At 40.1% G+C, this 22,842-nt stretch carries 19 protein-coding genes; 9 read left to right on the top strand and 10 right to left on the bottom strand.

Annotated features, from left to right (window positions below):
- From BM380_RS17980 to BM380_RS18005, 6 genes are all read right to left on the bottom strand, one after another.
- Nucleotides 1-1,494: a GumC family protein gene (locus BM380_RS17980; RefSeq protein WP_090495452.1), complete on the bottom strand. Its 1,494-nt coding sequence runs from the start codon at nucleotides 1,492-1,494 to the stop codon at nucleotides 1-3.
- A 123-nt stretch (nucleotides 1,495-1,617) separates the two neighbouring features.
- Nucleotides 1,618-2,760 (bottom strand): glycosyltransferase, encoded by a 1,143-nt coding sequence (locus BM380_RS17985; RefSeq protein WP_090495454.1) that lies wholly within the window; start codon nucleotides 2,758-2,760, stop codon nucleotides 1,618-1,620.
- A gap of 4 nt (nucleotides 2,761-2,764) precedes the next feature.
- A complete protein-coding gene (locus BM380_RS17990) occupies nucleotides 2,765-3,469 on the bottom strand; it encodes an acyltransferase (RefSeq protein WP_090495455.1) in 705 nt (234 codons plus the stop codon).
- Nucleotides 3,435-4,826, bottom strand: coding sequence for an O-antigen ligase family protein (locus BM380_RS17995; protein ID WP_090495457.1), 1,392 nt, complete (start codon nucleotides 4,824-4,826; stop codon nucleotides 3,435-3,437). The genes BM380_RS17990 and BM380_RS17995 overlap by 35 nt, the downstream gene beginning before the upstream one ends.
- Nucleotides 4,819-6,231 carry a lipopolysaccharide biosynthesis protein gene (locus tag BM380_RS18000; RefSeq protein WP_090495459.1) on the bottom strand — a complete coding sequence of 471 codons (1,413 nt, stop codon included), beginning with the start codon at nucleotides 6,229-6,231 and terminating at the stop codon, nucleotides 4,819-4,821. Before BM380_RS18000 ends, BM380_RS17995 begins: the two co-directional genes overlap by 8 nt.
- Before the next feature lie 9 nt (nucleotides 6,232-6,240).
- Nucleotides 6,241-7,392 (bottom strand): glycosyltransferase, encoded by a 1,152-nt coding sequence (locus BM380_RS18005; RefSeq protein ID WP_090495460.1) that lies wholly within the window; start codon nucleotides 7,390-7,392, stop codon nucleotides 6,241-6,243.
- A 212-nt stretch (nucleotides 7,393-7,604) separates the two neighbouring features.
- Here BM380_RS18005 and BM380_RS18010 point away from each other — a divergent pair, with 212 nt between their 5' ends.
- Nucleotides 7,605-8,528 carry a glycosyltransferase family 2 protein gene (locus tag BM380_RS18010; RefSeq protein WP_090495462.1) on the top strand — a complete coding sequence of 308 codons (924 nt, stop codon included), beginning with the start codon at nucleotides 7,605-7,607 and terminating at the stop codon, nucleotides 8,526-8,528.
- Between the two features lie 71 nt (nucleotides 8,529-8,599).
- Here the strand turns inward: BM380_RS18010 and BM380_RS18015 are convergent, their stop codons facing one another.
- The 3 genes from BM380_RS18015 to BM380_RS18025 form a co-directional block, all read right to left on the bottom strand.
- Nucleotides 8,600-9,559, bottom strand: a complete 960-nt coding sequence (locus BM380_RS18015) for an endonuclease/exonuclease/phosphatase family protein (protein WP_254772083.1) — start codon at nucleotides 9,557-9,559, stop codon at nucleotides 8,600-8,602.
- A 92-nt stretch (nucleotides 9,560-9,651) separates the two neighbouring features.
- Nucleotides 9,652-10,110, bottom strand: coding sequence for a hypothetical protein (locus BM380_RS18020; RefSeq protein ID WP_090495463.1), 459 nt, complete (start codon nucleotides 10,108-10,110; stop codon nucleotides 9,652-9,654).
- On the bottom strand, nucleotides 10,110-12,305 hold the full coding sequence (locus BM380_RS18025) for an LruC domain-containing protein (protein WP_090495465.1): 2,196 nt from the start codon (nucleotides 12,303-12,305) through the stop codon (nucleotides 10,110-10,112). The genes BM380_RS18020 and BM380_RS18025 overlap by 1 nt, the downstream gene beginning before the upstream one ends.
- Before the next feature lie 300 nt (nucleotides 12,306-12,605).
- On the opposite strand from BM380_RS18025, the gene gmk reads away from it, so the two are divergent.
- The 5 genes from gmk to BM380_RS18050 all read left to right on the top strand — a co-directional run bounded on the left by gmk (nucleotide 12,606) and on the right by BM380_RS18050 (nucleotide 18,017).
- Nucleotides 12,606-13,226, top strand: a complete 621-nt coding sequence (gene gmk / locus BM380_RS18030; RefSeq protein WP_090495466.1) for a guanylate kinase — start codon at nucleotides 12,606-12,608, stop codon at nucleotides 13,224-13,226.
- A 125-nt stretch (nucleotides 13,227-13,351) separates the two neighbouring features.
- Nucleotides 13,352-13,627 (top strand): DNA-directed RNA polymerase subunit omega, encoded by a 276-nt coding sequence (gene rpoZ, locus BM380_RS18035; protein WP_008108220.1) that lies wholly within the window; start codon nucleotides 13,352-13,354, stop codon nucleotides 13,625-13,627.
- 127 nt (nucleotides 13,628-13,754) lie between these two features.
- A complete protein-coding gene (gene spoT / locus BM380_RS18040) occupies nucleotides 13,755-15,860 on the top strand; it encodes a bifunctional GTP diphosphokinase/guanosine-3',5'-bis pyrophosphate 3'-pyrophosphohydrolase (RefSeq protein WP_013466063.1) in 2,106 nt (701 codons plus the stop codon).
- A gap of 12 nt (nucleotides 15,861-15,872) precedes the next feature.
- Nucleotides 15,873-16,265 (top strand): RidA family protein, encoded by a 393-nt coding sequence (locus BM380_RS18045; RefSeq protein ID WP_013466064.1) that lies wholly within the window; start codon nucleotides 15,873-15,875, stop codon nucleotides 16,263-16,265.
- 147 nt (nucleotides 16,266-16,412) lie between these two features.
- Entirely contained in the window at nucleotides 16,413-18,017 is a 1,605-nt protein-coding gene (locus BM380_RS18050; RefSeq protein ID WP_013466065.1) for a DUF342 domain-containing protein, read from the top strand.
- Nucleotides 18,018-18,050: 33 nt separating this feature from the next.
- Here BM380_RS18050 and asnA read toward each other — a convergent pair whose 3' ends face one another.
- The gene (gene asnA / locus BM380_RS18055) at nucleotides 18,051-19,046 is read right to left on the bottom strand and encodes an aspartate--ammonia ligase (RefSeq protein WP_013466066.1); all 996 of its coding nucleotides are present in this window, start codon (nucleotides 19,044-19,046) and stop codon (nucleotides 18,051-18,053) included.
- Nucleotides 19,047-19,231: 185 nt separating this feature from the next.
- Here asnA and asnC point away from each other — a divergent pair, with 185 nt between their 5' ends.
- The 3 genes from asnC to recG are packed head-to-tail and all read left to right on the top strand — an operon-like array spanning nucleotide 19,232 to nucleotide 22,557.
- A complete protein-coding gene (asnC, locus tag BM380_RS18060; protein ID WP_013466068.1) occupies nucleotides 19,232-19,690 on the top strand; it encodes a transcriptional regulator AsnC in 459 nt (152 codons plus the stop codon).
- Between the two features lie 41 nt (nucleotides 19,691-19,731).
- Nucleotides 19,732-20,418, top strand: coding sequence for a tRNA (guanosine(18)-2'-O)-methyltransferase TrmH (trmH, locus tag BM380_RS18065; protein WP_058155326.1), 687 nt, complete (start codon nucleotides 19,732-19,734; stop codon nucleotides 20,416-20,418).
- 57 nt (nucleotides 20,419-20,475) lie between these two features.
- Entirely contained in the window at nucleotides 20,476-22,557 is a 2,082-nt protein-coding gene (recG, locus tag BM380_RS18070; RefSeq protein WP_033103762.1) for an ATP-dependent DNA helicase RecG, read from the top strand.
- Nucleotides 22,558-22,842 lie beyond the last annotated feature (285 nt).

Below are 22,842 nucleotides of genomic sequence, written 5' to 3' on the forward strand. Positions count from 1 at the left end.
TTAATTCCCCTTGTTAAGGACGTGTATTGATGGACTAACCGGAGCATATAATGTGCTTTGGCCAACAATGGGTAAAATGGTTACCACGTCTAGTGACGATAGCTTTTCAATGGTTTGAATATCTTTTAAGTGACTGTCAAATAAGGTGGCTACAAAAACACAGGTTGTACTGGTAAATATACCTAAAACAATACCCACAATGATTGCCACCACGAGTGAGGTATTAATTGGCTGCGTAGGGCTATAAGCTCGCTCAATAGTTTTCACTTTGTCAGGACCTTCATACTTAACCAGCTTCCCTGTCACTTTTGCCATTTCGTAACGCCCTAGCATGTCTTTGTATAATGACTGTTTAACATCGTAGTCACGCTCTAGCTTTCTGAGTTGTTTTTCTATATCACTGGTTACTAGTAAGCGCTCGCTCACTTCATTCACTTGTTTCTCTAACATGTCGTATTCTTGCTGGTGCTGCAGTACGTTATTTTTAGCTTCTTCTAAAGCGAGTATTTGTGACACCAGCACATTACTTTCATTATCTTTTCCACTGGGTAAGGTATTAGCCATTTGCCAAAGCTGATCAATATTAGTGGCATCAAGACCTTTACCATTTTCAATTAACGCTTGCTGCCGTGCTTTAATACTAAGTAATTCACGCTTTTTGGACACCACTTTGCTATGTTTATCGGTATAGCGGGTTTTTAAAAAGCTTAGCTCTGACTCTGCAGTAATTATTTTCTCTTCTATGCGCCCTAGAATCGGGTTTGCTTGACCCATTTTTGTAGTTAGTGCCTCAAGCTTGGCATTAGCACCCGAGAGCACAATGGACTTTTGTTGTTGATCGCTTAATAACTTATCGAAGGTTTGCCTATTACTGTGTAAAACAGCGGGTAAGGTATTACTGTTTTTTGCTTTAAAGCTGGCAAGCGAAGCTTCAGAAATCTCTAACTCCTCTCTTAGGCTAACCAGTTGCTGATAAAAAAATTGCTCTGAGGTATCCAGTGATGCTTTCGTTGGGGCTAATAAACTTTCTATAAATTTCTCTACCACTTTTTCTAGCACCGCCTTCATTTGGGTTTGGTCGTGCCAAATAAAGTTAACGCGTACTAGCTCATCACCCACCAAGGACAACGAAAGCGCCTGTGAAAGCTCTTGATGTATTTTTTCTATTTTTGCGGGCGAGGCATTTTCTGCAACTAAATTAGTTTCTTTTGCTACGGCAATCAAAACTTTACGGCTGATCACTAAAGTGCGTAAAGCTGCCATCCTATTTGATAAATCAAACGAGAACGACAAATCATCTAGATAGGGATTAAGCAGTGCAGACTCTTCGATAAGAATAGTGGCATGGTTTGTATATTGTTTTTGTGACGTTGCCGCTAATACAATCACTACGACGGGTACAATTAACAACGGCAAAACAAATAGCTTTGCCCTGGTGTAAACAGCGTACAAAGCTAAATAAAGTAACCTTTTTATTTGCTCTCTAACTAACATAATCACTACCCATTAATTTGCATATTGCTATGCGAAACTTTGCGGCTATTTGCAAAATAAAAATTTACAGCGTAAATAGCCTTCTTTAATGGAGTAGTTGCACAGGACGCGCCAATATTACATTTATGGCTTAATCGGGGTACTTAACAATTGTAGGTCGTTGATCACAGTAAGCGCTTTGGCCGGCCAGCTATGTTCTTTTGCAATGTTTTTTTGTACGGCATGTAATAAGCTTAATTTGGCTTGACTGAGTGACAACGCCTGATCGATTTTTTCAATAAAATCATTCTGCGATTGGGCTATAAAAATATGCGAGTGGTAATGATTGACTGCCGCAAAGTCTGTCGCGACTATCGGTTTTCCTACCGCTAAATATTCTTTTAATTTAAGCGGATCACAGGCTCTAATTTGCTCATTATCGACAAATGGTAAAATAGATACATCCCAATGAGCTGAAAACGAGACCAACCGCTTGTGCTCAACCGCGCTAATATGCGTTACATTTTTAAACTGCAGCAACGCTGAAATAGGAGTAGTAATATCGCCAACCAGTACTATTTGATACTGCGGCCTAGTGGCGGCCAGCGCCATTAATAATGGAATATCAAGCCAGGCATTAATGCTGCCATAAAAGCCAATAATGGGGGTGTTAATAGCGCTAATTTCTGCGGCTTTTTCGACTTTACTCGTAAATAAATCAAAGCTAACGCCATGTGTTAGTAACTTAGTTTTTTCAGCAGGCATTTTAGTTTTTAATAACTCACTGATCACATAAATTAAATCTGCACTTTTAATCAGCTGCTGCTCAAAAGGCGCAATAAGTACAGGGTCAACCCCAGCCAGCGCACTAAAATCATCACCACAATAATAAATTAGCGAGTCTGTGGCTCTTTTATCAAACAGATAACACGCCGTTGGTACGCTTAACCAATATATAATTGGCTCACTGGTTTTATTAGCATCTATATTACGAGAGAAAACCCAACGGTTATACCCGCGGACTAACCAATTATCGTGCCATGGCAAAATAGGCAGTTTATATACCTTCATATTTTTAGGCGTCGCTATTTTACTGCTCTTTGAGCGTTGAAATAGCTGTTTAAATTTATTAATAATGCGTTTTATATCATTTAATTTCACGCTTGGTTTGCGCATTCCCACAGAGTTAATCCAATGCACTTGCTGTTTTTTTGCAAGCTCTGAAAATAAATGCTGAGTACTACTAGGGTGGCTCCCCCAATCTTCTGCAAAAACAATAAATTTCATCCGTTCACTCCGCTATGTTTTTAACTACTTTAGCCGGATTACCTGCGGCAATAGTAAAATCGGGAATATCTTTAGTTACCACACTACCTGCCCCTATAATGGCTCCCGTGCCTATGGTTACCCCAGCAAGTACTGTAACGCCGGTCCCAATCCATGCTCCGCGCTTAATAATAATATCGCCAATTTGGCTCTCATCATCACTTTCAGAATTGGCGCGGCGTTCACAATCAATGGGGTGCCCAGGAAAGCCGGCTAAAAAAACGCGTCCCGCAAGTCTTACATCATCTTCAAGTATAATTTTTCGCCCTACCGAAAATGCATTCTGCCAGCCAATATCAACATTATTTCCAATACTTAATAACGGCTCACGCTCGTTACTTACCCGACCACACAAAGTACTGATCCCCGAGATCCTGACATCGTTCTTACATTCAATTTTTAATTTACCAAGTACCTGAGGCATACCCGAATATAAATATAAGCGCTTTTTACTGCCTAGAATTTGGCTTTTAAATAATGGGGTGTAATAAAATATTCGCAGTAGCTCATGAACAAACTGCTTTATAACGTGGTGTAAATGATAAAGCCCACTGTGCAGCAGAGGAACAACTGGGATCTGCGGATTACGCAGCGACTTTGCAAACTTAAACAAGCGTCTTGCTGAGGGGCTGTTACTATTTTTTAGCCAATACTTTAGTTGGGTCACCATAAGACGAATCCTTATTACTATCGATAGTCAGCTTTTCTAGGGCAATGGTCAGCGACAAAATGATATACAAAGGCCACGTAAAAGCTTGGGTTAAAAACGTGCCTGCAACCATAAAACCAATTAAACCAGCTTTTAGCGCGTTAGCATTCACTGTCACTTCAGGATTAAAGTTAAGCTTATTAATGCAAAATACTCGAGACAAGCTGCGATAAATACTGGCGATAACCAGTAAAAAAATACATATACCAACAAAGCCTGTTTCTCCGAGAACCTGAAACCATGTGCTATGTACTGCATGATTCTTGCCATCCCAGTGTGGGCTATAAAAATAATAGTTTACAAAGAAATTGTTTACTCCAACGCCTGTTAACGGGTTAGCAAGCGCCATGTTTATTGCCGCTTGCCAAGCATATATTCGACCCATAGCAGACTCATCAACTCCACTTTCGGCAGCACCACCACTTTGTCTATCTGAAATACCTGCAAATACCATCATAGCGAGCATGGCAACTGCTCCACACGCAGCCACCATCACTGGATTTTTTACCTTTTGATATAAAAAGAAACTTAAAATAGCAGCAATACCTAACAACCCGCCTCGACTTTGCGTGGCTATCACTCCTGAAATAGCCAAAATTAAACCAACGCCTGCAAATAATCGTCGATATGGATTGTTGTAGGTATTAAATAATTCAGCAGCTAAAAAAGACACGGGAAACATCAGCACTAAAGATAAGTCATTTGGATCGCCAAGCTGTGAACGATACTCTCGGGAAATAGTGACACGGGTGCCCTCGACTAGCCCCACACCATTAATTTTGTTATTCAGTGCCACCAGCGCAATGGTCACACCAGAAATCATAATACCGAGTCTTACGTAACTAAAGTGAGAAAATCGCGTTAGCCACCAGCTGATCACAAACACCATAATAAAAACTTTAACCAACACCCCAGACCAATACTCAATGGCAACGCCGCGGTTTGAAGCCGAAAACACACACACGGTAAGCCACACAAACCAAATGACAAAAATAAGATGGGTTGAGCTCCAATGCGGTTTTAATGTTTTGGAAATAAATAAATGCCAGACAATGGCCAGTAAAGAGGCTAACGCTAGTAATTTAGGAATTTTAAGCGGCATTAAAAACACAAATGCTTCATGAATCCTAAAATAACTAAATAGAATAAATAAGATAATAAACACAGTACTAATACGTACGGCTAATACGCCAGCAAATGGTAAAAGTAACAAGGCAAAAGCAGCTATAGGCCCAAACAACGAATACAAGCTTAAAATAAGCGCCGTTATCACTAAGCCATTTATTAATAAGTAATGCTCTTTATACCAGTTAACCATGCGCCTTCCTTGCTAAAAGCCGTTGCAATATTCCCGTGATGTGGTGTTTATACTTTTTAAATAACACCGCAAACAAGCACACCAACACAGCAACCTGCCCTACAATGTAGTAAGTCACTTGCGTCACACTTAACGAAAACACAAGGATAAAGCACAACCAGCTGGGGAGCAGGCTTTGTACTTTAAATGCCAAGTGTTCTAGCTTTTGACTAATAATTACAAACAGTAGCGTTTTTAAAGTTTGCGCCAACGCCAGCGATACAACCGCACCTAATATTCCCCATTTTGGCACTAAAAAACTTAATGCAATTAATACGCTTGTAGCACTCACTGCATTAATAATAGTCACAAACAAACCGTTATAGTGAATATAACAACCAATATTAAGTAAATCGCTATGGTGCCTCAGCACAACAATGAGTATTAAACTAGGTAATAGCCATGCATTAAGTAAATAACCTTGTGGTAAAACGAGGGTGAATAAGTGCGGCGCTATAAGTAGCATGATACTGCAAAGGGCAATCGCAATTTCGAGGCTTAATTCACATAAAAACACATAGTGACTGCGGCTTGAGGTTAGCTCGTCAAAACGGCGTGAAAACCACCACATTCTGATTGGTTCAAATGTAAACGAGGTCATGACTGCAAATTGCAGAGCGACATAATATTGAGCAAGCTTTTCTTTACCCACACTGGCTGCAATAAACCAGTTTTCTGCGCCATTATTAGCGTACACAAACAGTGAAGAAACAATAATGCTTAATAAAAACAGCATATTTTTAGACGTAATATTCCATGCAACACACTTAAAACTAATATTAATCGTGCGTACTATTTGCCACAGCGACAGTATTAACACAATAAAACTCGCCACCGCACCGGAGAGCATAACGCCGGTTACACCATACCCTAAATACAATAACACGATGGTCAGTAGAGTTTGCCCTACACCTTGTAAAACAGCTAAATAACAGAACTGCTTAGCCATTTCGTAATACCTAAAAAAACAAAATACAATCGATAATACCGACGAAAATGCCAAGTTAACGGCTAATAATTGCAGATCTATTTCATTAACAGAGATAGGCAATAAATCCAACAACGCAGAAGTAAACAGTACAACGACAATCACAAACCCAGTGCTTAACACACTACATAAAATCAATGCATCCCTAAATAAGGCCTGCTTACAAACAACGCTTTTCATTTGCTGTTTAAAAAGTAATTCAGGTAAACCTAGGCACAATAACAAAGACATGACCGCTGAAATAGAGACTAAAAAATTAAGTTCACCAAACTGTGACGGGTTTAAAAGGCGAGTTGAGATAGGGAGTAAAGCAAAGCCAAGCCCTTTGAGTAATAATGTTGATAATCCAAAATAGGCTATTTGCTTAAATCCATTCATCTTTAATCCTTAAGAGTTTTGCACCCAAGATGACAACTTTTTAGCTTGCGAGCTGGCATTAAATTTATTTGCAACCAAGCGCTTAGCATTAACACCTTTGGCATATCTTTCATACGGATTGAGCTCACAAAATTGAGTTAAAATAGTCTCTAAACCTATAATACTCGAGGGCTCACATTTAAAGCCGACTGAATCATTTACAATCTCCTTTGCTCCCATAAGCTTGGTAGTAAGCACAGGAATACCACTGGCCATAGCCTCTTTAAGAACCACAGGCCCAGTGTCTCTGTCACCATTGCTAGACACACAAAATGGCGCAACCAGTGCCGAGTAATTACTGGTGTTTTTTGATAGCCAAAGTGGCGTGCGACGCCCTAAAAAACGAATGTCTTTATCAAGACCGAGCTCTTCGCATAAAAACTTTAAGTCATTCATTAGTGGGCCTTCTCCCACAATGTCTAAGCAAATAGCGTATTTTTTACTTAACTTTTTTATAGCAGGTAATAAAAATTGCAGTCCTTTTTTCTCAACTAAGCGTCCAATAAATAACAATTTAACCGACTCATTAAGTCGATTGGGGGTGGCACTAAATAAACTTAAATCAACACCACAATGTAATAGCTCAACTTTTCCTACGTTGTAATTACTTAGTTTTTGCGCCATGTCTTTACACACAGCAACTGAAAAGTCGCATAGCGAAAGTTTAAGTTTGAGGTCGGTGTCGTTAACATACACATCATGACCATGGCCAATGGAAGACACACTAATACCCGCTATTTTGCTAGCAATAATGGAATACGCCAGCGGCGCATGCATAAAGTGGCAATGTAGATGGGAAATGCCATGCTGCTTAATTATTTCTGCAATGTTTAACCCATATCCTAGCAGCGACGTGGCTGAGATTGAGGTAAAGCGCAGAGCAATTTTTGCAGTCTTAAGAACAGCAAGCGGTTTAAACACGGCAAATTTAGCCGCAGCACCAAAAGACTTTTTAATAATAATGACTTTGACACTGCTATCGAGATTTGCACTGTTGTTTAAATTTTCAAACGTGATAACACTCACTTTATGCCCGGTTTTAACAAGTGCATTTATTTCTGTCACCACAAAGGTTTCCGAAGGGATATGGAAGCTTGGTACAACAATGCCTATATGTTTCATGCTAAATACTCCAAAAGATTCTAAAGAGTATTTCGCAAGAACCGTGCCCGGTTAAAAAGCACTGAAAATGGTAAGATTACAGTCAATTTGCGAACATATATTGCAAAATGCAAAGCATTAGACAAAAAACACCGCGCAAAGCTATAAAAATAATTGGCGCTTAACTTGCGTAGTACTTACCCAGTTAATTAATAGAAGCTAGGGTACAGCTCATGAAAACAGAAATAAGCGTTATTATCCCAAACTACAATTGCAAACAGTATTTAGCAAAAGCACTGAGTAGTGTTATTGCTCAAAAAAATGTAAATCTAGAAATTATCGTTGTAGATGATGGCTCAACCGATGGCAGTGTTGATTGGCTGAGAAAAGCGCAGAACACATTTCCTCAGTTGGTTATTTTAGAGCAAGAAAACACTGGCGTAGTTAATGTACGCAACCGTGCTATTGCCGCTGCTAAAGGTGACTATATTGCATTTTTAGATGCCGACGATTACTGGAGCGATGATAAACTGTATGAGCAATTAGGTTATATGAAAGAAAACCCCGAATGTGTTTTAAGCTTTACTAACTATATGCATGTAAATGAAGATTATGAGCCTATTGTGGATTGCTTTTCTTTTTGGCCTGAGTTTTCAAAATTTGTCGATAAACGAAATATGGGATACCAAAACTTAAAATCGCCAATAGACTTGCTTATTTTTGCCAATGTGATTGGTACCTCTTCGGTTATGGTTAAACGTTCAGCCATTAATTATATCGGCCGATTTGATAACGTATTAAACAGCGCAAGTGATTGGGATTGCTGGTTAAAACTAGCAAGAATTGGTGATGTAGCTTTTTCGCCGCGTGTGGCCATGGATTACTTAATGAGAGCAGGCTCTATTACCGCGAATCGTAAAAACAGGCTCAACGCGATGAAAGAAATTGTTTCACGCTGCAAGAGAGATGCAGGAATGGCGGCACAAATAAAAGCCCAAGCACGTATTTTAGAATGTTACGGTGAGTACTATCGAGAAATAGGCGCAAAATTTAAAGCACTTTCGATTGCTACGGCCGCATTTACTTTATTCCCGCATAAGCGCAATTTACGTCATTTATTGCATGATTTAAAAACCACATTTACCACTGCACCATAATACTTCGCGAATACACAACAAGTAGCGTTAAAGCTACTTGTTGTGTATTGGCCTAAAATTAAATACTTCACCTAACTTTTTAAGTTTAATGTATAGCTTAATATTTTATGATCGCTACCTTTAAACTCACTGACATCCAAAGAAGATAAGTTAAACTCTTGATTAAAAATACAGTGGTCAATAGGCAAGGCAGTAATTAGCGTATGCTTAACTGCCGCTGGCGCAAAACTGGTATACGCATTTGCAGCTGCATAACAACTTTGTGCATTAGGCCAATTAAAATAGCCCGACCAAGGAACAATATTTAAATCGCCAGCAATAAACCAAGGTCCACTTTCTTGTGAGCTAGCATTGCCCATTGCTGATAATAACCGATTCCGGTTGTGCCAATGAGCGACAGTTCTTGGTGAAGGAGGATGGGCAACAAAAGCAGTAATGGGGCGCTTATTCAATAGCAGTTTAAGCTTAATGTAACCTAATCTGTCGCCATCCAATTTAACTTGCTGCCTGTGTATAATCGGTAAACGTGAAATAACCACAATACCGTAGGGGATCCCTTCTACTTCACGATAACCAAACAAACTAGCTGTATTTAAAAACGGCGTGAGTAAATGCCGGTTTAAATCGCTAAACTCTTGCAAAACAAGCACATCCCATGGCTGGTTTTGTAAGTTTTTTAGATGCATTTCTATATAGGGGTTATTGTAATTTAGGTTAATTTGTTTAACCGTTATTGCCGCCTCAGAGGGGGCTGTTTCTAATGAATGCAGCGGCACCAGTGAACTTAAATTTATGATGCAAATCATCGCAATGACTCCCCCAAACCATCCTTGTTTAAGCGCAACCAATAACAATGCTAAAAACAACGCTGCGACCAGTAAAGGAAATCGAAAGGAAATTAATAAATCAGCGTAATAAAATTGCCATGGATTAAATGCAGCGACTATCAGCATTAATGCAATTGCTACGATAACAGCGAAGTTATAGCGTTGTTTAAAATTATAACGCCAACTCATAATAGCCTTAATCATGAACACCTCTTTTTAACAATAAAAAGAATATACCTAGGTATATTCTTTACTTCACTTTTTAGTTTTAGCGGTTCAGCCGGTATCGCTTGATGCTATCTGATCTCAAACACTTGATTTTGTGTTTGGGAGTCAAACTGCCATGTATAAGCAAGTGGTTGCGTGCTGGTGTCATAAAACCAAATTTCGGCCACCAGTGTTATATCTTGCCGACTCATAGGGAGTGTGGTTGTGAGTGTTCCTTGCGTTAAAGGAGCCCTAAATAAACAGTTATTGTAATCTGCACGTTCTGTATTCGATTTTTTCTGACAAATATTCAGGTACGCTCTTTCATCGCCTCTAGAAAGCGCTACATCAATAGCTAAATTAAATTTTGTTGATAAGTTAAAGTCATTATTAATAACTAAGCTTGCCATTCCTTGAGGCTTAGGCGTTACTGGGTCAGCAACGGGAGGAGCCACATTGGTCGGTGCAGGTGCAGCACTTTCATCGCCTCCGCCCCCGCAGGCTGTTAGCAGTGATAATGAGCATAAAATAACGGTTAATTTTTTCATTACTGTTCTCCTTTAACAACCACACTCGGTGCGTTGAAACTGTTAAACCACTGCGGTGCTTGCTGACCTGACGACTGCGCAAAATTAGCAAAGCGGTCATATGCGGTGGTGATGTCTACCCCCTCAAGAGGATGTAGCCACTGCATACCGACTTCAATCGCCCATGGAAGGCCATTTTCAGTTTGAAAAAACAGCTCGGAGGCTTGTTGGCTGGCATCATCTGCGCCACTAACAGCGAATAAATTACTATCAAAGGCCTCTGTCGGCGCTTGGTTTTTTAGATGAACCTCCCAACTTCTGGCATCTTTACCGGTTAAAAAGTCACCGTGGTAAAAGCCTTGTGCAGCAAAAATGAATGGGTCGAGTAGCGTACCTGGTGCACTTGATTTAGCTTTAGGGGCTTTTAATGGAATCGTCATACTAAACGTCACCTTACTGTTTACATCACAATTGCTTTGAGTTCTGAAGTAATCGCAACCTGCTTGCTTAGTTACATGCTGCCAAGTATCTTGCATAAAAATTAAAATAGCCTGCTCACGGTTTGCTTCTAATGGCGAGTCGAGTTGCAGCTCTCCATTAATAGTGTAAATAATATTTGGCTCATCAATTTCACTGCTTAAAATAGTATTGGTTGTGTTATTAATGGTTTCTGTAAGCCTAACGGCAAAACCGTTGTGATAAGTAGCGCCTACCCCAACAAGTTGACCATCAATTTTATAGCCAACCACATCATTGCCTTCAATAAGTTGTGTAGTGCGATAATTGACAACCACATCATTAAAATCGTAATCGCCTGCAAACGGCCATTTATCCTCATAAGCAAGCGTTACCCAATCGTTTTCACCTGGGTAAATAGCACTGGCAAATGTGGTTATTGGGTAGTCTTCCACTTCGCCACCTAGCACCCCGCCCGTGGCGGTAATTAGCGATGCCTCAGAGCCATCGGTTACTCGAAAACGAGCCCATGTTTGTCCGGCTTTAACATTACTTGGTACGCTAACTAAAATACTGTTATCACCTTGATTTAGTGGGTACTTCGTTAGCATGCGCTCAGTTTCGCTAAACCCACCATTTTGATCCCAGTCAAACCAAGCATATAAAAAGCTATTTGCTGATGCATTTACAATAATTTGACTGTCTTGCCCTGCAGCAATCGCGGTAACAAAGCTAACCCCGTCATCAGAGTCGTCTATGGGATTATTGATTAAATCGTCATTCGTATTAATATTTTCACCATCGACCGTTTCACCCAAATAAATAAGGTTACTGCCAGTACCATTAGGATCGAATAAATGCCTGGCGCCACTTTGAGCTAGGCTGGTATTGTATGGAAAAGGCGCATCACCAAAGTCGATAGAGCTATCGGTTACCGCCACTTCTGCAATAGCGCATCGAGCACCATCATTTTGACTCGATTTAGGTCCAGAGGTAAATACGTTGGCTATTGGGGTATAGTCAACTACGGGGCTGGTACTTAAATCAACTTTATGTATTTTTCCGCTTTTGTTATTACTAAAATAAAACTGACCGTCAATATCAAAGTAAGCGGCACCAAAAGCGCCAGTATCATCACCAATATCGAGTTGTGTTATAAACGTGGTGGTATTATTAGCAACATCAATTTCATGCAAATCACCATTCGATTCAACAGCATAAAGTAAATTGCTTTGTGGATGAAAGGCAAAGTCGTAAATCCCTAAATTCCAATTAGCACTATTTGGCAAAAGTCGTGCGGCAATTTCAGCGGTTAAATCTGAGTTTAAATCAATTTCGTATAAACCAAATCGAGGAGTGTAGACATAATAAGCAGCGCGTTGGTTTGTATCTTCGCCTGTTACCTGAATGTCACCTACATAAAAATTAGTATCTGGCAGCCCAGTGACATTTAAACGAGTCATTTGGTAGCTGCTATCTATTTGCACCACACTTTTTGGTGCTTGGCGGCTAAAGCCATATAAGTACTGATCTTTATAATTAAAACCTATAGCATTTACGCTTTCATTGTTAGCTCCAGTGTTAAACGCTAAAGCCGCGGCCAACACCGTCGGCTTAGCCGACACTAAATCGATACCATAAAGCTGCGCTTTAGCATCTTGCATTAAAAAAGCCTGGCTGGGGCAATTATCAAATGGCTGGCTAAATACGGTGCAAGGCCACAATATAAAGCACACTTTACCGAGATGGGTTAATTTCATAAGTACGCCCTCTGTAGTTATATAACTTAACTAATGCAGGCTTCATTCCAAAATTTAACACCATGAATTTAAAGTATATTAATTTTTAACCATGCTTAAATATGCAAGTTGCAATACCGCTATTTGCATTATGCAAGATTCAAAATCTATGACCCAACACCTCATACATCACTCTTTAAAGCTGCCTATCTTTATTGGTAATGCTGCAGCAGTTGAGTAAGCTTCATCAAATAAAGTACAATAGTGCAATTAAGGCAGGCTTTTTAATAGCTGTGCTTGTTTCATTTTAGGTAAAAAATAATGGCACACTCTCGCGGAAACTTATTTATTTTATCTGCGCCTTCTGGGGCGGGTAAATCGAGCTTAATAAATGCATTACTGAAAAAACATGCTGATATGAAAGTATCGGTATCGCACACTACCCGCGCACCGCGCCCTGGTGAAAACGATGCGGAACACTACCATTTTGTATCGGTTGATGAGTTTAAGGCACTAATTGCCAAAGATGACTTTTTTGAGTGGGCGCAAGTATTTGACAATTATTACGGTACTTCTAAACAAGCCATTGAATCACAGTTAGCCGCTGGCATTGATGTGTTTTTAGATATTGATTGGCAAGGCGCTCGCCAAGTTCGAGAAATAATGGATGACGTAAAAACTATCTTTATTTTACCGCCGTCAAAGCAAGAGTTAGAGCAACGTTTAAATAACCGTGGCCAAGACTCAGCTGAAATTATTGCCGGGCGTATGGCACAAGCTCAATCAGAAACCTCTCATTACGATGAGTATGACTTTGTTGTTGTGAATGATGATTTTGATACTGCTTTAAGTGAGATAGAAAGTATTGTTATTGCACAGCGATTAACGCTAAAAGCGCAAACAACACGTCATCAAACTTTAATTAATGAGCTACTCAAATAATCTAAATTAAGATAAATTAGGTGTTCATGCCCTAAAACAGATAAAAATTAACCACTGGCTATTGGCGAAACCTGCTGCGTGCAGTAAACTACGCCTTTGCTTTTAAATTATTTTGGAGTGCTAAGATGGCTCGCGTAACAGTTGAAGATGCAGTAGATGCAATTGGTAATCGTTTTGACTTAATTTTAGTTGCGGCCCGTCGTGCCCGCCAAATTGCTGTTGGTGGTAAAGATCCACTAGTAGATCCTGAGAACGATAAGCCAACAGTTGTTGCTTTACGTGAAATCGAACTTGGTTTAGTTGATAATTCTTCAATGGATGTTATTGACCGTGAAGAACAACAACACCAAGAAGCGGCAGAACTAGCTGCTGTTGCTGCCATTGTTGGTGGCAACCAATAATCAACCGCCCGGTTTGATTTAGCTAACGGCATAGTATTTCAACTATAGCCGTTGGCAATCCTTTGTTTTCATCGTATATTCGTAACTTATCCTAACTTATTTGCTTCACGAGAACATTGGAGTGTGAATGTATCTTTTTGAAGGTCTTAAAAAGAAAATCTCAAAATACTTGCCAGCAGACGATGTTGAGCTAGTTCAAAAAGCCTATGTGGTAGCCCGAGAGGCCCATGAAGGTCAGACTCGCTCAAGTGGCGAGCCTTACATTACTCACCCCGTTGAAGTCACTCAAATATTAGCTAGCATGCACCTTGACCATGAAACGCTCATGGCAGCACTAATGCACGATGTGATTGAAGATACCGATTTTAGCCAACAAGATTTAGCTGAAATATTTGGTGAAACGGTGGCTGAACTCGTTGAAGGTGTGAGCAAGCTTGATAAGTTAAGCTTTAAAGATAAAAAAGAGTTTCAAGCTGAAAACTATCGAAAAATGATTATGGCAATGACCCAAGATATTCGGGTTATTTTAATCAAGTTGGCTGATAGAACGCATAACATGCGAACATTAGGCGCACTTCGCCCTGATAAACGCCGCCGTATTGCTCGCGAAACTCTAGAAATTTATGCGCCGATTGCTAATCGTTTAGGTATTCACGATATAAAAAATGAGCTAGAAGACTTAGGTTTTCAAGCGCTGTATCCAATGCGTCATCGTGCACTTAAATCTGAAGTGGCTAAAGCGCGTGGAAATCGCAAAGAAGTTATTTCAAATATTCAAACAGAAATTGAAGCACGCCTTGAGGAGTCTGGCATAAAGGCCACCGTATCAGGCCGTGAAAAGCATCTATACAGTATTTATAAAAAAATGCTCAACAAAGAGTTACTATTTAACGAAGTCATGGATATTTACGCTTTTCGTATTGCGGTAGATTCTATGGACACCTGTTATCGCGTACTCGGCGTTGCTCATAACTTATATAAGCCAATTGAAACCCGCTTTAAAGACTATATTGCCGTGCCAAAAACTAATGGCTATCAATCACTTCATACTTCTTTGGTTGGCCCGCATGGTATTCCTGTTGAAATTCAAATCCGTACTCACGATATGGATCACATGGCAGACAAAGGAGTCGCGGCTCACTGGATGTATAAAAAGTCTGGCGACAATGCGGGTCACACTGCGCAGCAGCGTGCTCGCCAATGGATGCAAAGCTTACTAGAGTTACAGCAAAGTGCGGGATCATCATTTGAGTTTGTTGAAAACGTTAAAACCGAACTCTTCCCTGAAGAAATTTATGTCTTTACCCCAGATGGTCGCATCGTTGAACTGCCAATGGGCGCGACTGCGGTCGATTTTGCTTATGCCGTTCATACTGATGTTGGTAATACTTGTGTAGGCGCACGCGTTAATCGTAAACCTTATCCTTTAAGTAAAGCCATTGATACTGGGCAAACAATAGAAATTATTACTAGCTCAGGCGCTCATCCTAACGCAACATGGCTTAACTTTATTGTTACTGGTAAAGCGCGACTGGGCGTACGTAACTACCTTAAAAGCCAACAGCATGAAGAAGCATTATTATTAGGTCGTCGCTTACTTGATTCAGCCCTAGGTGAAAACAAGTTTGATAACCTGCCAGCTGAAAATATTACGCGAGTGCTTGAGGAGCATGAACTCTCTTCAACCTTAGAGCTACTGGTAGAAATTGGCTCAGGTAATTTAATGAGCATGCTGATTGCCAAACGCTTATTACAAAACGACAACGATGATTTAAACGATATTGCTAAACGTGCAAAAGCGACCATTATTGGCACTGAAGGTATGTTAGTTAATTATTCAAAATGTTGTCGTCCAGTGCCTGGAGACGCTATTACAGCTCATGTCAGCCAGGGTAAAGGTTTAACAGTTCATCGCCAAGAGTGTAAGAACATTCGTGGCTGGGAAAATGATCGTTCAAAATACCTAGTCGTAAAATGGGATGATAATCCAGAAAAAGAATACATTGCGGCTTTACGAGTAGAAATTATTAACCACCAAGGTGCGCTGGCTAAATTAACCAATGTGGTCGCCACTACACAGGCCAATATTGTAGAAATAGCTACCGATGAAAAAGAAAGTAATTTATACGTGATAGACTTAGGGATCACAGTTAAAAACCGTATCCATGTCGCTAATATCATGCGTCGTATACGTGTGATGCCGGATGTACAAAAAGTCTATCGTAAAAAATAAAATAGGAACATCATGAATAAAGCATTTATATCAACGGATAAAGCACCTGCAGCGATTGGCACATACAGCCAAGCAGTAAAAGTGGGCACAGCGGTTTATTTATCTGGGCAAATTCCACTTGTCCCTGAAACAATGGACGTTATATCTGAAGACTTTAGCGAGCAAACACACCAAGTATTTAAAAATATTTGTGCGGTTTGTGAAGAAGCTGGCGGCACCATTCAAGATTTAGTAAAAGTAAATATTTACCTTACTGATCTTTCAAATTTTGCCATTGTTAACGAAGTAATGAGCCAATATTTTAAACAGCCTTATCCTGCTCGCGCTGCTATTGGCGTTCGTGCACTACCTAAAGGTGTACAAGTAGAAATAGACGGCATTATGGAACTTCCTTCAACAAACTAACCTCTATAAGCTATGAGCGCCGCTCATAGCTTTTATTCCTATCTGTAACTACACTTTGATGAATTCTTGACTCAAAACTAAAATTCTAGCACTCTGTAATCACGTTATTTTATTAAACCTTACTTTAGTAGTAGAAAAGGATAACTTGTGTTTAAGCTTGCTCATAATGGCAATGTATTGCTCGATACGAGTAAATCTGCACCCGCCAGTGCTGCTTTTATCATTGAAGCAATTGAACAATCGCCTTACAGCGAGTGTGAAATCAATCATGACGCCATAAATAACTATTTCAGCAGTGCAACACCTGAACGTATCTTAGTTGTTGCAACACGTCATGATGCCACCTTAAGCGTGGAGATAAGTGATGATAAAATGCTAGCCACGGGCACGCTCACTCTTGCTAAAGGGGGAGCAACACTGAGTTTTGATGAAGCTAAAAAAGAATTAGTTAAAGCGCACGTTGCGAGAGGTTATAAGCAAGCATTTTTAGAGCAACTTTTACAAAAGCAATCTGAACTCCCACCTGGCTCCGTAGTCAGTGGTCCACTCGCCAAAGGGCGCTTACCTATAGACGGTAAACCAACTAAATTTAACGCAATGGTTCAAACACTTAAAGATCGTCTCAAAGCCCCTAAATTAAAAGAAGATGGCAGTGTAGATATGCGTGACTTTGGTAAGTTAGCAAGTGTAAAACCAGGTGAGTTACTAGTACAGCAACAACCCGCTACACCAGGCCAAGAAGGGTTTACCGTGTTAGGCGATGTATTACCTGCAAAACCCGGAGAGGTTCATACTCTAATTGCAGGTGAGGGCACTGAAATCTCAAAAAATAATCCGATGGAATTACTCTCTACGATTGCTGGCGTGCCGGTTGAAATAAATAATGGCATGCGTGTTGACGATATTTTTACTGTCAACGATGTGTCGGTAAAAACAGGGCATATCGACTTCGAAGGCAGTGTGATAGTGAGTAAAAATGTAGAGCCAGGAATGCGTATTAATGCAACGGGCGACATTACCGTTTTTGGTACGGTTGAATCTGGCGAATTAACCGCAGGAGGCGATATAACTGTAAAACAAGGGGTAATTGGCCATCAAAAGCCTGAAGATAAATCACTGTCTTGTAGAATAATATGCGCAGGCGATGTCCATGCCTCACACTCTCAATATTGTTACATTGAAGCTAATAACATTCTGCTTGAACGTCAAGCTAGCCACAGCTCAATGAAAGCAAAGAGTACAATACAAATTGGTCAATCAGAGTTACCTAAAGGAAAGCTATTTGGGGGTGAAATTCTAGATGCCACTAAACTGATTGCCGGCGAGATAGGTAATGAATCTGGTGCTAAAATGGTAATTAATTTAGCGGCTTCAGCCACTGAAATGACCAAAGAGATTGATAAATCTTTTAGTGAACTAACAGCAACAAATGAACAAGTTGATAGTTTACAAGCGGCTTTAGAAAAAGCAGATTTAATTAAAGATGCAGATAAAAAAAATGAACTCATAAATAAAATTGGCACCACGCAGCTACACCATAGTCAGCAAGCAGAACAATTAGAAAAGCAGGTAGCAGGTTTAGAGCAAAAACTGAATACGTTACTCGATGAAGCCATGTTGACTGTGAATAGCGTTCTACATTCGGGTGTAGAGATCCATATCTTCAATAAACTGCTTAAAACGACCCGTAACTTCCCACCGAGTAGTGTTAAGTTAGAAAATAATAAAATAGAAATTGAATTTAAAACTTAATAATAAGGGGCTGTTAGTAACAGCCCCAACTTTTTATAGTAAACCGTCTACACTTGTATAGGTTTGCGCTGGCCACACACCTACCTGCACTTGCCCTATATGTTGTTTTTGTAATAACAGCATCGCTAAACGAGATTGACCAATACCACCGCCAATTGTCTGTGGAAGCTTACTTTCTAGCAATGCCTTATGCCAGTCAAACTCTAAACGGTCTTCGTCTCCCGTAATACTTAATTGAGTTTGCAATACTTCAGGGCTTACACGAATTCCCATCGATGAGATTTCGAAAGCGTCTTCAAGCACTGGGTTCCATACTAAAATATCACCATTTAATCCCATGTACTGCTCGCATGTCGGGGTTGACCAATCGTCGTAATCTGGCGCTCTCACATCATGAATTTTGCCATCACTCAATGCTCCCCCAATACCAATTAAAAATACAGCGCCATATTCTTGAGTAATCGCCTTTTCACGCTGCTTGGCTGTAAAATCTGGGTACATTTTACGTAATGCTTCACTATGTACAAAAGTAATCTCTGTGGGTAAAAATGGTGTTAAACCAAAGCTGTCACTAACATATTTCTCAGTAGCTTTAATACCTTGGTAAATAGTTTCAACCGTTTGCTTCAAAGTAGATAAAGAACGCTGCGTACTTTCACAAATAACTTGTTCCCAATCCCACTGATCAACATACACAGAATGGATTGGACTTAATGAATCTTCATCAGGTCGCAACGCTTTCATTTGCGTGTAAATTCCTTCACCTTTAGAGAAACCATACTCGCCCAAAGTTTTACGTTTCCACTTTGCTAACGAATGCACGACTTCATAACGGCTATCTGTAATGGCTTTAACATTCACCGCAACAGCGTTCTCGTGTCCACTTAAGTTATCCTGAGTACCGTCACCTACTTTAGCTAAAATAGGTGCCTGTACTTCAATTAAGCCTAACTTTTGCTCTAATTGCTGTGAAAAAAACTGTTTAACTTTACTTATTTGCTGCTGCTGCTGCACATAGTGTGAACTCATAATAATTGGCCTCATTCCCAGTTATTGTATTGGCGACTCAGCGCTTAGTAGCGCTTCAATATGGTTATCGTAACAATTAAACGGTTTAATTCAATAACCCATAACAAAAATAGCTTTACGATATTAAAATCATTAAAAAAATGGTATAAAAACATTAAATACAACAATACAAAGCAACTAAACCTATGGAAAATTATCAAATCGATAATCTAGACAAACAGATTCTGCATGCATTAATGGATAATGCACGTACACCCTATGCTGAATTAGCAAAGCGTTTCGGTGTCAGTGCAGGAACAATTCATGTGCGGATTGAAAAAATGAAACAAGCGGGGATCATTACAGGTACCCAATTAACCATTAATACCAAACAGCTTGGCTACGATGTATGTTGTTTTATCGGCATTAATTTAAATAATGCCAGAGACTACCCACAAACTCTGATTAAGCTTGAATCATTAGAAGAGGTTGTTGAAGCATATTACACCACCGGTAATTACAGTATTTTCATTAAAGTAATGACTCGATCGATCGATCATCTACAAGATGTGTTGATCAATAAAATACAAGCAATAGAAGCTATTCAGTCAACCGAAACCCTGATCTCATTACAAAACCCGATTAGCCGAACAGTGGTGCCTTAAGGTGAAAAATCTCGTATAATTTGCCGAAAAAGAGGACTCCCATGCAGCAAACTCGTTATCAAAGAATTGAAAGTGTACTTTCACGTCGTCAAACCGATCTTACCGTGTGTTTAGAAGACGTACATAAACACCATAACTTATCTGCCATAGTCAGAACGGCCGATGCTGTTGGTTGCCATCATGTGCATGCAGTCTGGCCAGAAAAGCAAAAGTGGCTAACCAATAATACCTCAGGTGGCAGTAAGAACTGGTTAGACACACACCTTCACAGAAATATAGATGATGCCGCAGCCAGTATCCGTGCTCATAACCCTGATGTACAAATTTTGGCAACTCATTTAAGTGAAGATGCCGTCGATTTTAGAGAAATTGATTACACTAAACCCACTGCAATTATTGTCGGCCAAGAAAAAACGGGGATCTCAGAAAAAGCGCTCGAATATGCAGATCAAAACATTATTATTCCAATGCAAGGCATGGTGCAATCGTTAAATGTATCCGTTGCAGCAGCATTAATCTTATTCGAAGCACAACGTCAACGTGAGTTAGCTGGGTTATATGATAGAAATATGCTGAGTGAAGAAATAAAACACCCAATGTATTTTGAAGGCTGCCACCCAATTATTGCAAGGCAGTGTAAGCAAAAGAACTTACCTTATCCCGCACTTGATGAGCATGGCGAAATCGTTGCGGATGAACAGTTTTGGCAGGCATTAAAACATACTTGATGCATATACAGTGTATAAGTACACTTAACTCACTAAATAACAATAATTGAGCCTACTTTGTCTAAACCTAGCTTAAGCCAATACCCAATCACAGAACTTAAAGGCGTAGGCCCTAAAATGGCTGAACGACTTTTAAAGCTAGGCATCACCACAGTGCAAGATATGCTTTTTCATTTACCGCTAAGGTATGAAGACAGAACGCGTATTTATGCTATTAGTGAGCTTACGGCACATAGCCATGTAACGGTTCAAGCAACCATTGAAACAAGCCAAATTACCTTTGGTAAAAGGCGTATGCTGGTTTGCCAAATAAATGATGGGACAGGTAGGTTAACACTACGATTTTTTAATTTTACCGCAGCACAAAAAAACGCATTTAGCGCGGGTAAAATAATTCGCTGTTTTGGCGAAATACGTCGCGGACGTGTTGGCTTTGAAATGAGTCATCCTGAATACAGTATTAGCGACACTTTTGAACAGCAACCAACATCATCAACACTTACGCCAGTCTATTCAACAACCGAGGGGTTAAAGCAACTCTCTATCAGGGCATTGAGTGAACAGGCAATAGAATTGCTTCAAAAATACGCAGTAGAAGAGCTACTACCTCAACAATGGCAACCATCGCAACTACCGTTAAGTGATGCGTTATTGCTACTGCATCGCCCCCCTAATGATGTTGATATAATTGCGCTTGAACAAGGGACTCACCCAGCACAACAACGGCTCGTTTTTGAAGAGTTGTTGGCTCAAAATCTCAGCCTCTTAAAAGTAAGAGAGCAAGGACAACAAGTTAAAGCTATTGCCCTTGAGCCCACTAATCCATTAGAAGCGCAATTTCTAGCACAATTACCCTTTGCACCAACCAATGCACAAAGCCGTGTAGTATCAGAAATTAAAACAGACATGCAACACGCTTACCCTATGATGCGACTTGTCCAAGGGGATGTAGGCTCTGGTAAAACATTAGTCGCAGCCCTGAGCGCTTTAACTGCGATAGCACAAGGCTATCAGGTCGCATTAATGGCGCCAACAGAGATATTATCAGAGCAACACGGAATTAACTTTTCCAGCTGGTTTGAAAACCTTGGAATATCGGTTGCTTGGCTAGGCGGTAAAACAAAAGGAAAAGAGCGAGTTAATACCCTTGCAATGATCGCCTCTGGTGAAGCGCAGATGATTGTGGGTACCCATGCTTTATTTCAAGATGAAGTAAAATTTAACAATCTCGTACTTATCATTATTGATGAGCAACATCGCTTTGGGGTTCATCAACGTTTATCACTGCGTGAAAAAGGGCGCTTTGGTGATTGTTATCCACATCAACTAGTAATGACAGCTACACCTATACCACGTACGCTCGCGATGACTGCTTATGCCGATTTAGAAACCTCAGTGATCGACGAATTACCACCAGGAAGAACACCAATTACCACTGTTGCCATCCCTGATACCCGCAGAGATGACATCATTAGTCGAGTGAAACTTGCCTGTAATGAACAAGGTCGACAAGTTTACTGGGTATGTACTCTTATAGACGAGTCTGAAGTATTACAATGCCAAGCAGCTGAAGACAGTGCTTTACAATTAAAAGAAGCCTTACCTGAACTTAATATTGGTTTAGTCCATGGGAGAATGAAAGCCACTGAAAAGCAAGCCATTATGAGTGAGTTTAAAACGGGGAACATTCATGTACTTGTCGCAACAACCGTAATCGAGGTCGGTGTTGATGTCCCCAATGCGAGCCTAATTATTATTGAAAACCCAGAGCGCTTAGGTTTAGCACAGCTTCACCAATTACGAGGCCGTGTAGGACGTGGGGCAACCGCATCGCATTGCGTTCTTTTATACCATGCACCACTTTCTCAGACTGCACAGAAGCGATTAGGAGTACTGCGCGATAGTAACGATGGCTTTGTTATAGCAGAGCGTGATTTAGAAATACGCGGCCCAGGTGAAGTACTTGGGACTAAACAAACCGGTTTAGCCGAATTCAAAATCGCTGATTTAACACGCGATAAACAAACACTCAATCAAGTAAGGCCCATCGCACAACAAATGCTTAAGCAATACCCTCAGCATATAGACCCACTTATTCACCGCTGGTTAGGTAATAAATCAAACTACGCACAAGCATAGTCGGTTTTTAAACTTTACTTTTCACTTCATCATCCAGACTTACTCCAAACGGATATATTTTCATAATGGCTTTATCCTCAGGTCTTTTATTGCAAGATGTCGTGGTGTCGTCCACAGCGTTAGAGTAGTCTTTAGGCGCTTATTCTTTTACTTTTACCTGATGCCTTTCACCTACGTTTTTACTTTTCTGCAGACGTAAAAAAGCCCGACTATTTCTAGTCGGGCTTTCTCAATTTGGAGCCTGGTAATGTCCTACTTTCACATAGCAAATGCTACACTATCATC

It is taken from the genome of Pseudoalteromonas sp. DSM 26666, assembly GCF_900116475.1.
Taxonomy (GTDB): domain Bacteria; phylum Pseudomonadota; class Gammaproteobacteria; order Enterobacterales; family Alteromonadaceae; genus Pseudoalteromonas; species Pseudoalteromonas tetraodonis.

Excerpts from the sequence above, each read along its gene's own strand:
- BM380_RS17995 (WP_090495457.1), bottom strand. The coding sequence starts at position 4,826 with ATGGTTAACTGGTATAAAGAGCATTACTTATTAATAAATGGCTTAGTG.
- spoT (WP_013466063.1), top strand. The coding sequence starts at position 13,755 with ATGTATCTTTTTGAAGGTCTTAAAAAGAAAATCTCAAAATACTTGCCA.
- asnC (WP_013466068.1), top strand. The coding sequence starts at position 19,232 with ATGGAAAATTATCAAATCGATAATCTAGACAAACAGATTCTGCATGCA.
- BM380_RS17980 (WP_090495452.1), bottom strand. The coding sequence starts at position 1,494 with ATGTTAGTTAGAGAGCAAATAAAAAGGTTACTTTATTTAGCTTTGTAC.
- BM380_RS18000 (WP_090495459.1), bottom strand. The coding sequence starts at position 6,231 with ATGAATGGATTTAAGCAAATAGCCTATTTTGGATTATCAACATTATTA.
- BM380_RS18020 (WP_090495463.1), bottom strand. The coding sequence starts at position 10,110 with ATGAAAAAATTAACCGTTATTTTATGCTCATTATCACTGCTAACAGCC.
- BM380_RS18010 (WP_090495462.1), top strand. The coding sequence starts at position 7,605 with ATGAAAACAGAAATAAGCGTTATTATCCCAAACTACAATTGCAAACAG.
- BM380_RS18015 (WP_254772083.1), bottom strand. The coding sequence starts at position 9,559 with ATGATTAAGGCTATTATGAGTTGGCGTTATAATTTTAAACAACGCTAT.
- BM380_RS18025 (WP_090495465.1), bottom strand. The coding sequence starts at position 12,305 with ATGAAATTAACCCATCTCGGTAAAGTGTGCTTTATATTGTGGCCTTGC.
- BM380_RS18045 (WP_013466064.1), top strand. The coding sequence starts at position 15,873 with ATGAATAAAGCATTTATATCAACGGATAAAGCACCTGCAGCGATTGGC.
- BM380_RS17985 (WP_090495454.1), bottom strand. The coding sequence starts at position 2,760 with ATGAAATTTATTGTTTTTGCAGAAGATTGGGGGAGCCACCCTAGTAGT.
- rpoZ (WP_008108220.1), top strand. The coding sequence starts at position 13,352 with ATGGCTCGCGTAACAGTTGAAGATGCAGTAGATGCAATTGGTAATCGT.
- BM380_RS18005 (WP_090495460.1), bottom strand. The coding sequence starts at position 7,392 with ATGAAACATATAGGCATTGTTGTACCAAGCTTCCATATCCCTTCGGAA.
- BM380_RS17990 (WP_090495455.1), bottom strand. The coding sequence starts at position 3,469 with ATGGTGACCCAACTAAAGTATTGGCTAAAAAATAGTAACAGCCCCTCA.
- trmH (WP_058155326.1), top strand. The coding sequence starts at position 19,732 with ATGCAGCAAACTCGTTATCAAAGAATTGAAAGTGTACTTTCACGTCGT.
- gmk (WP_090495466.1), top strand. The coding sequence starts at position 12,606 with ATGGCACACTCTCGCGGAAACTTATTTATTTTATCTGCGCCTTCTGGG.
- asnA (WP_013466066.1), bottom strand. The coding sequence starts at position 19,046 with ATGAGTTCACACTATGTGCAGCAGCAGCAGCAAATAAGTAAAGTTAAA.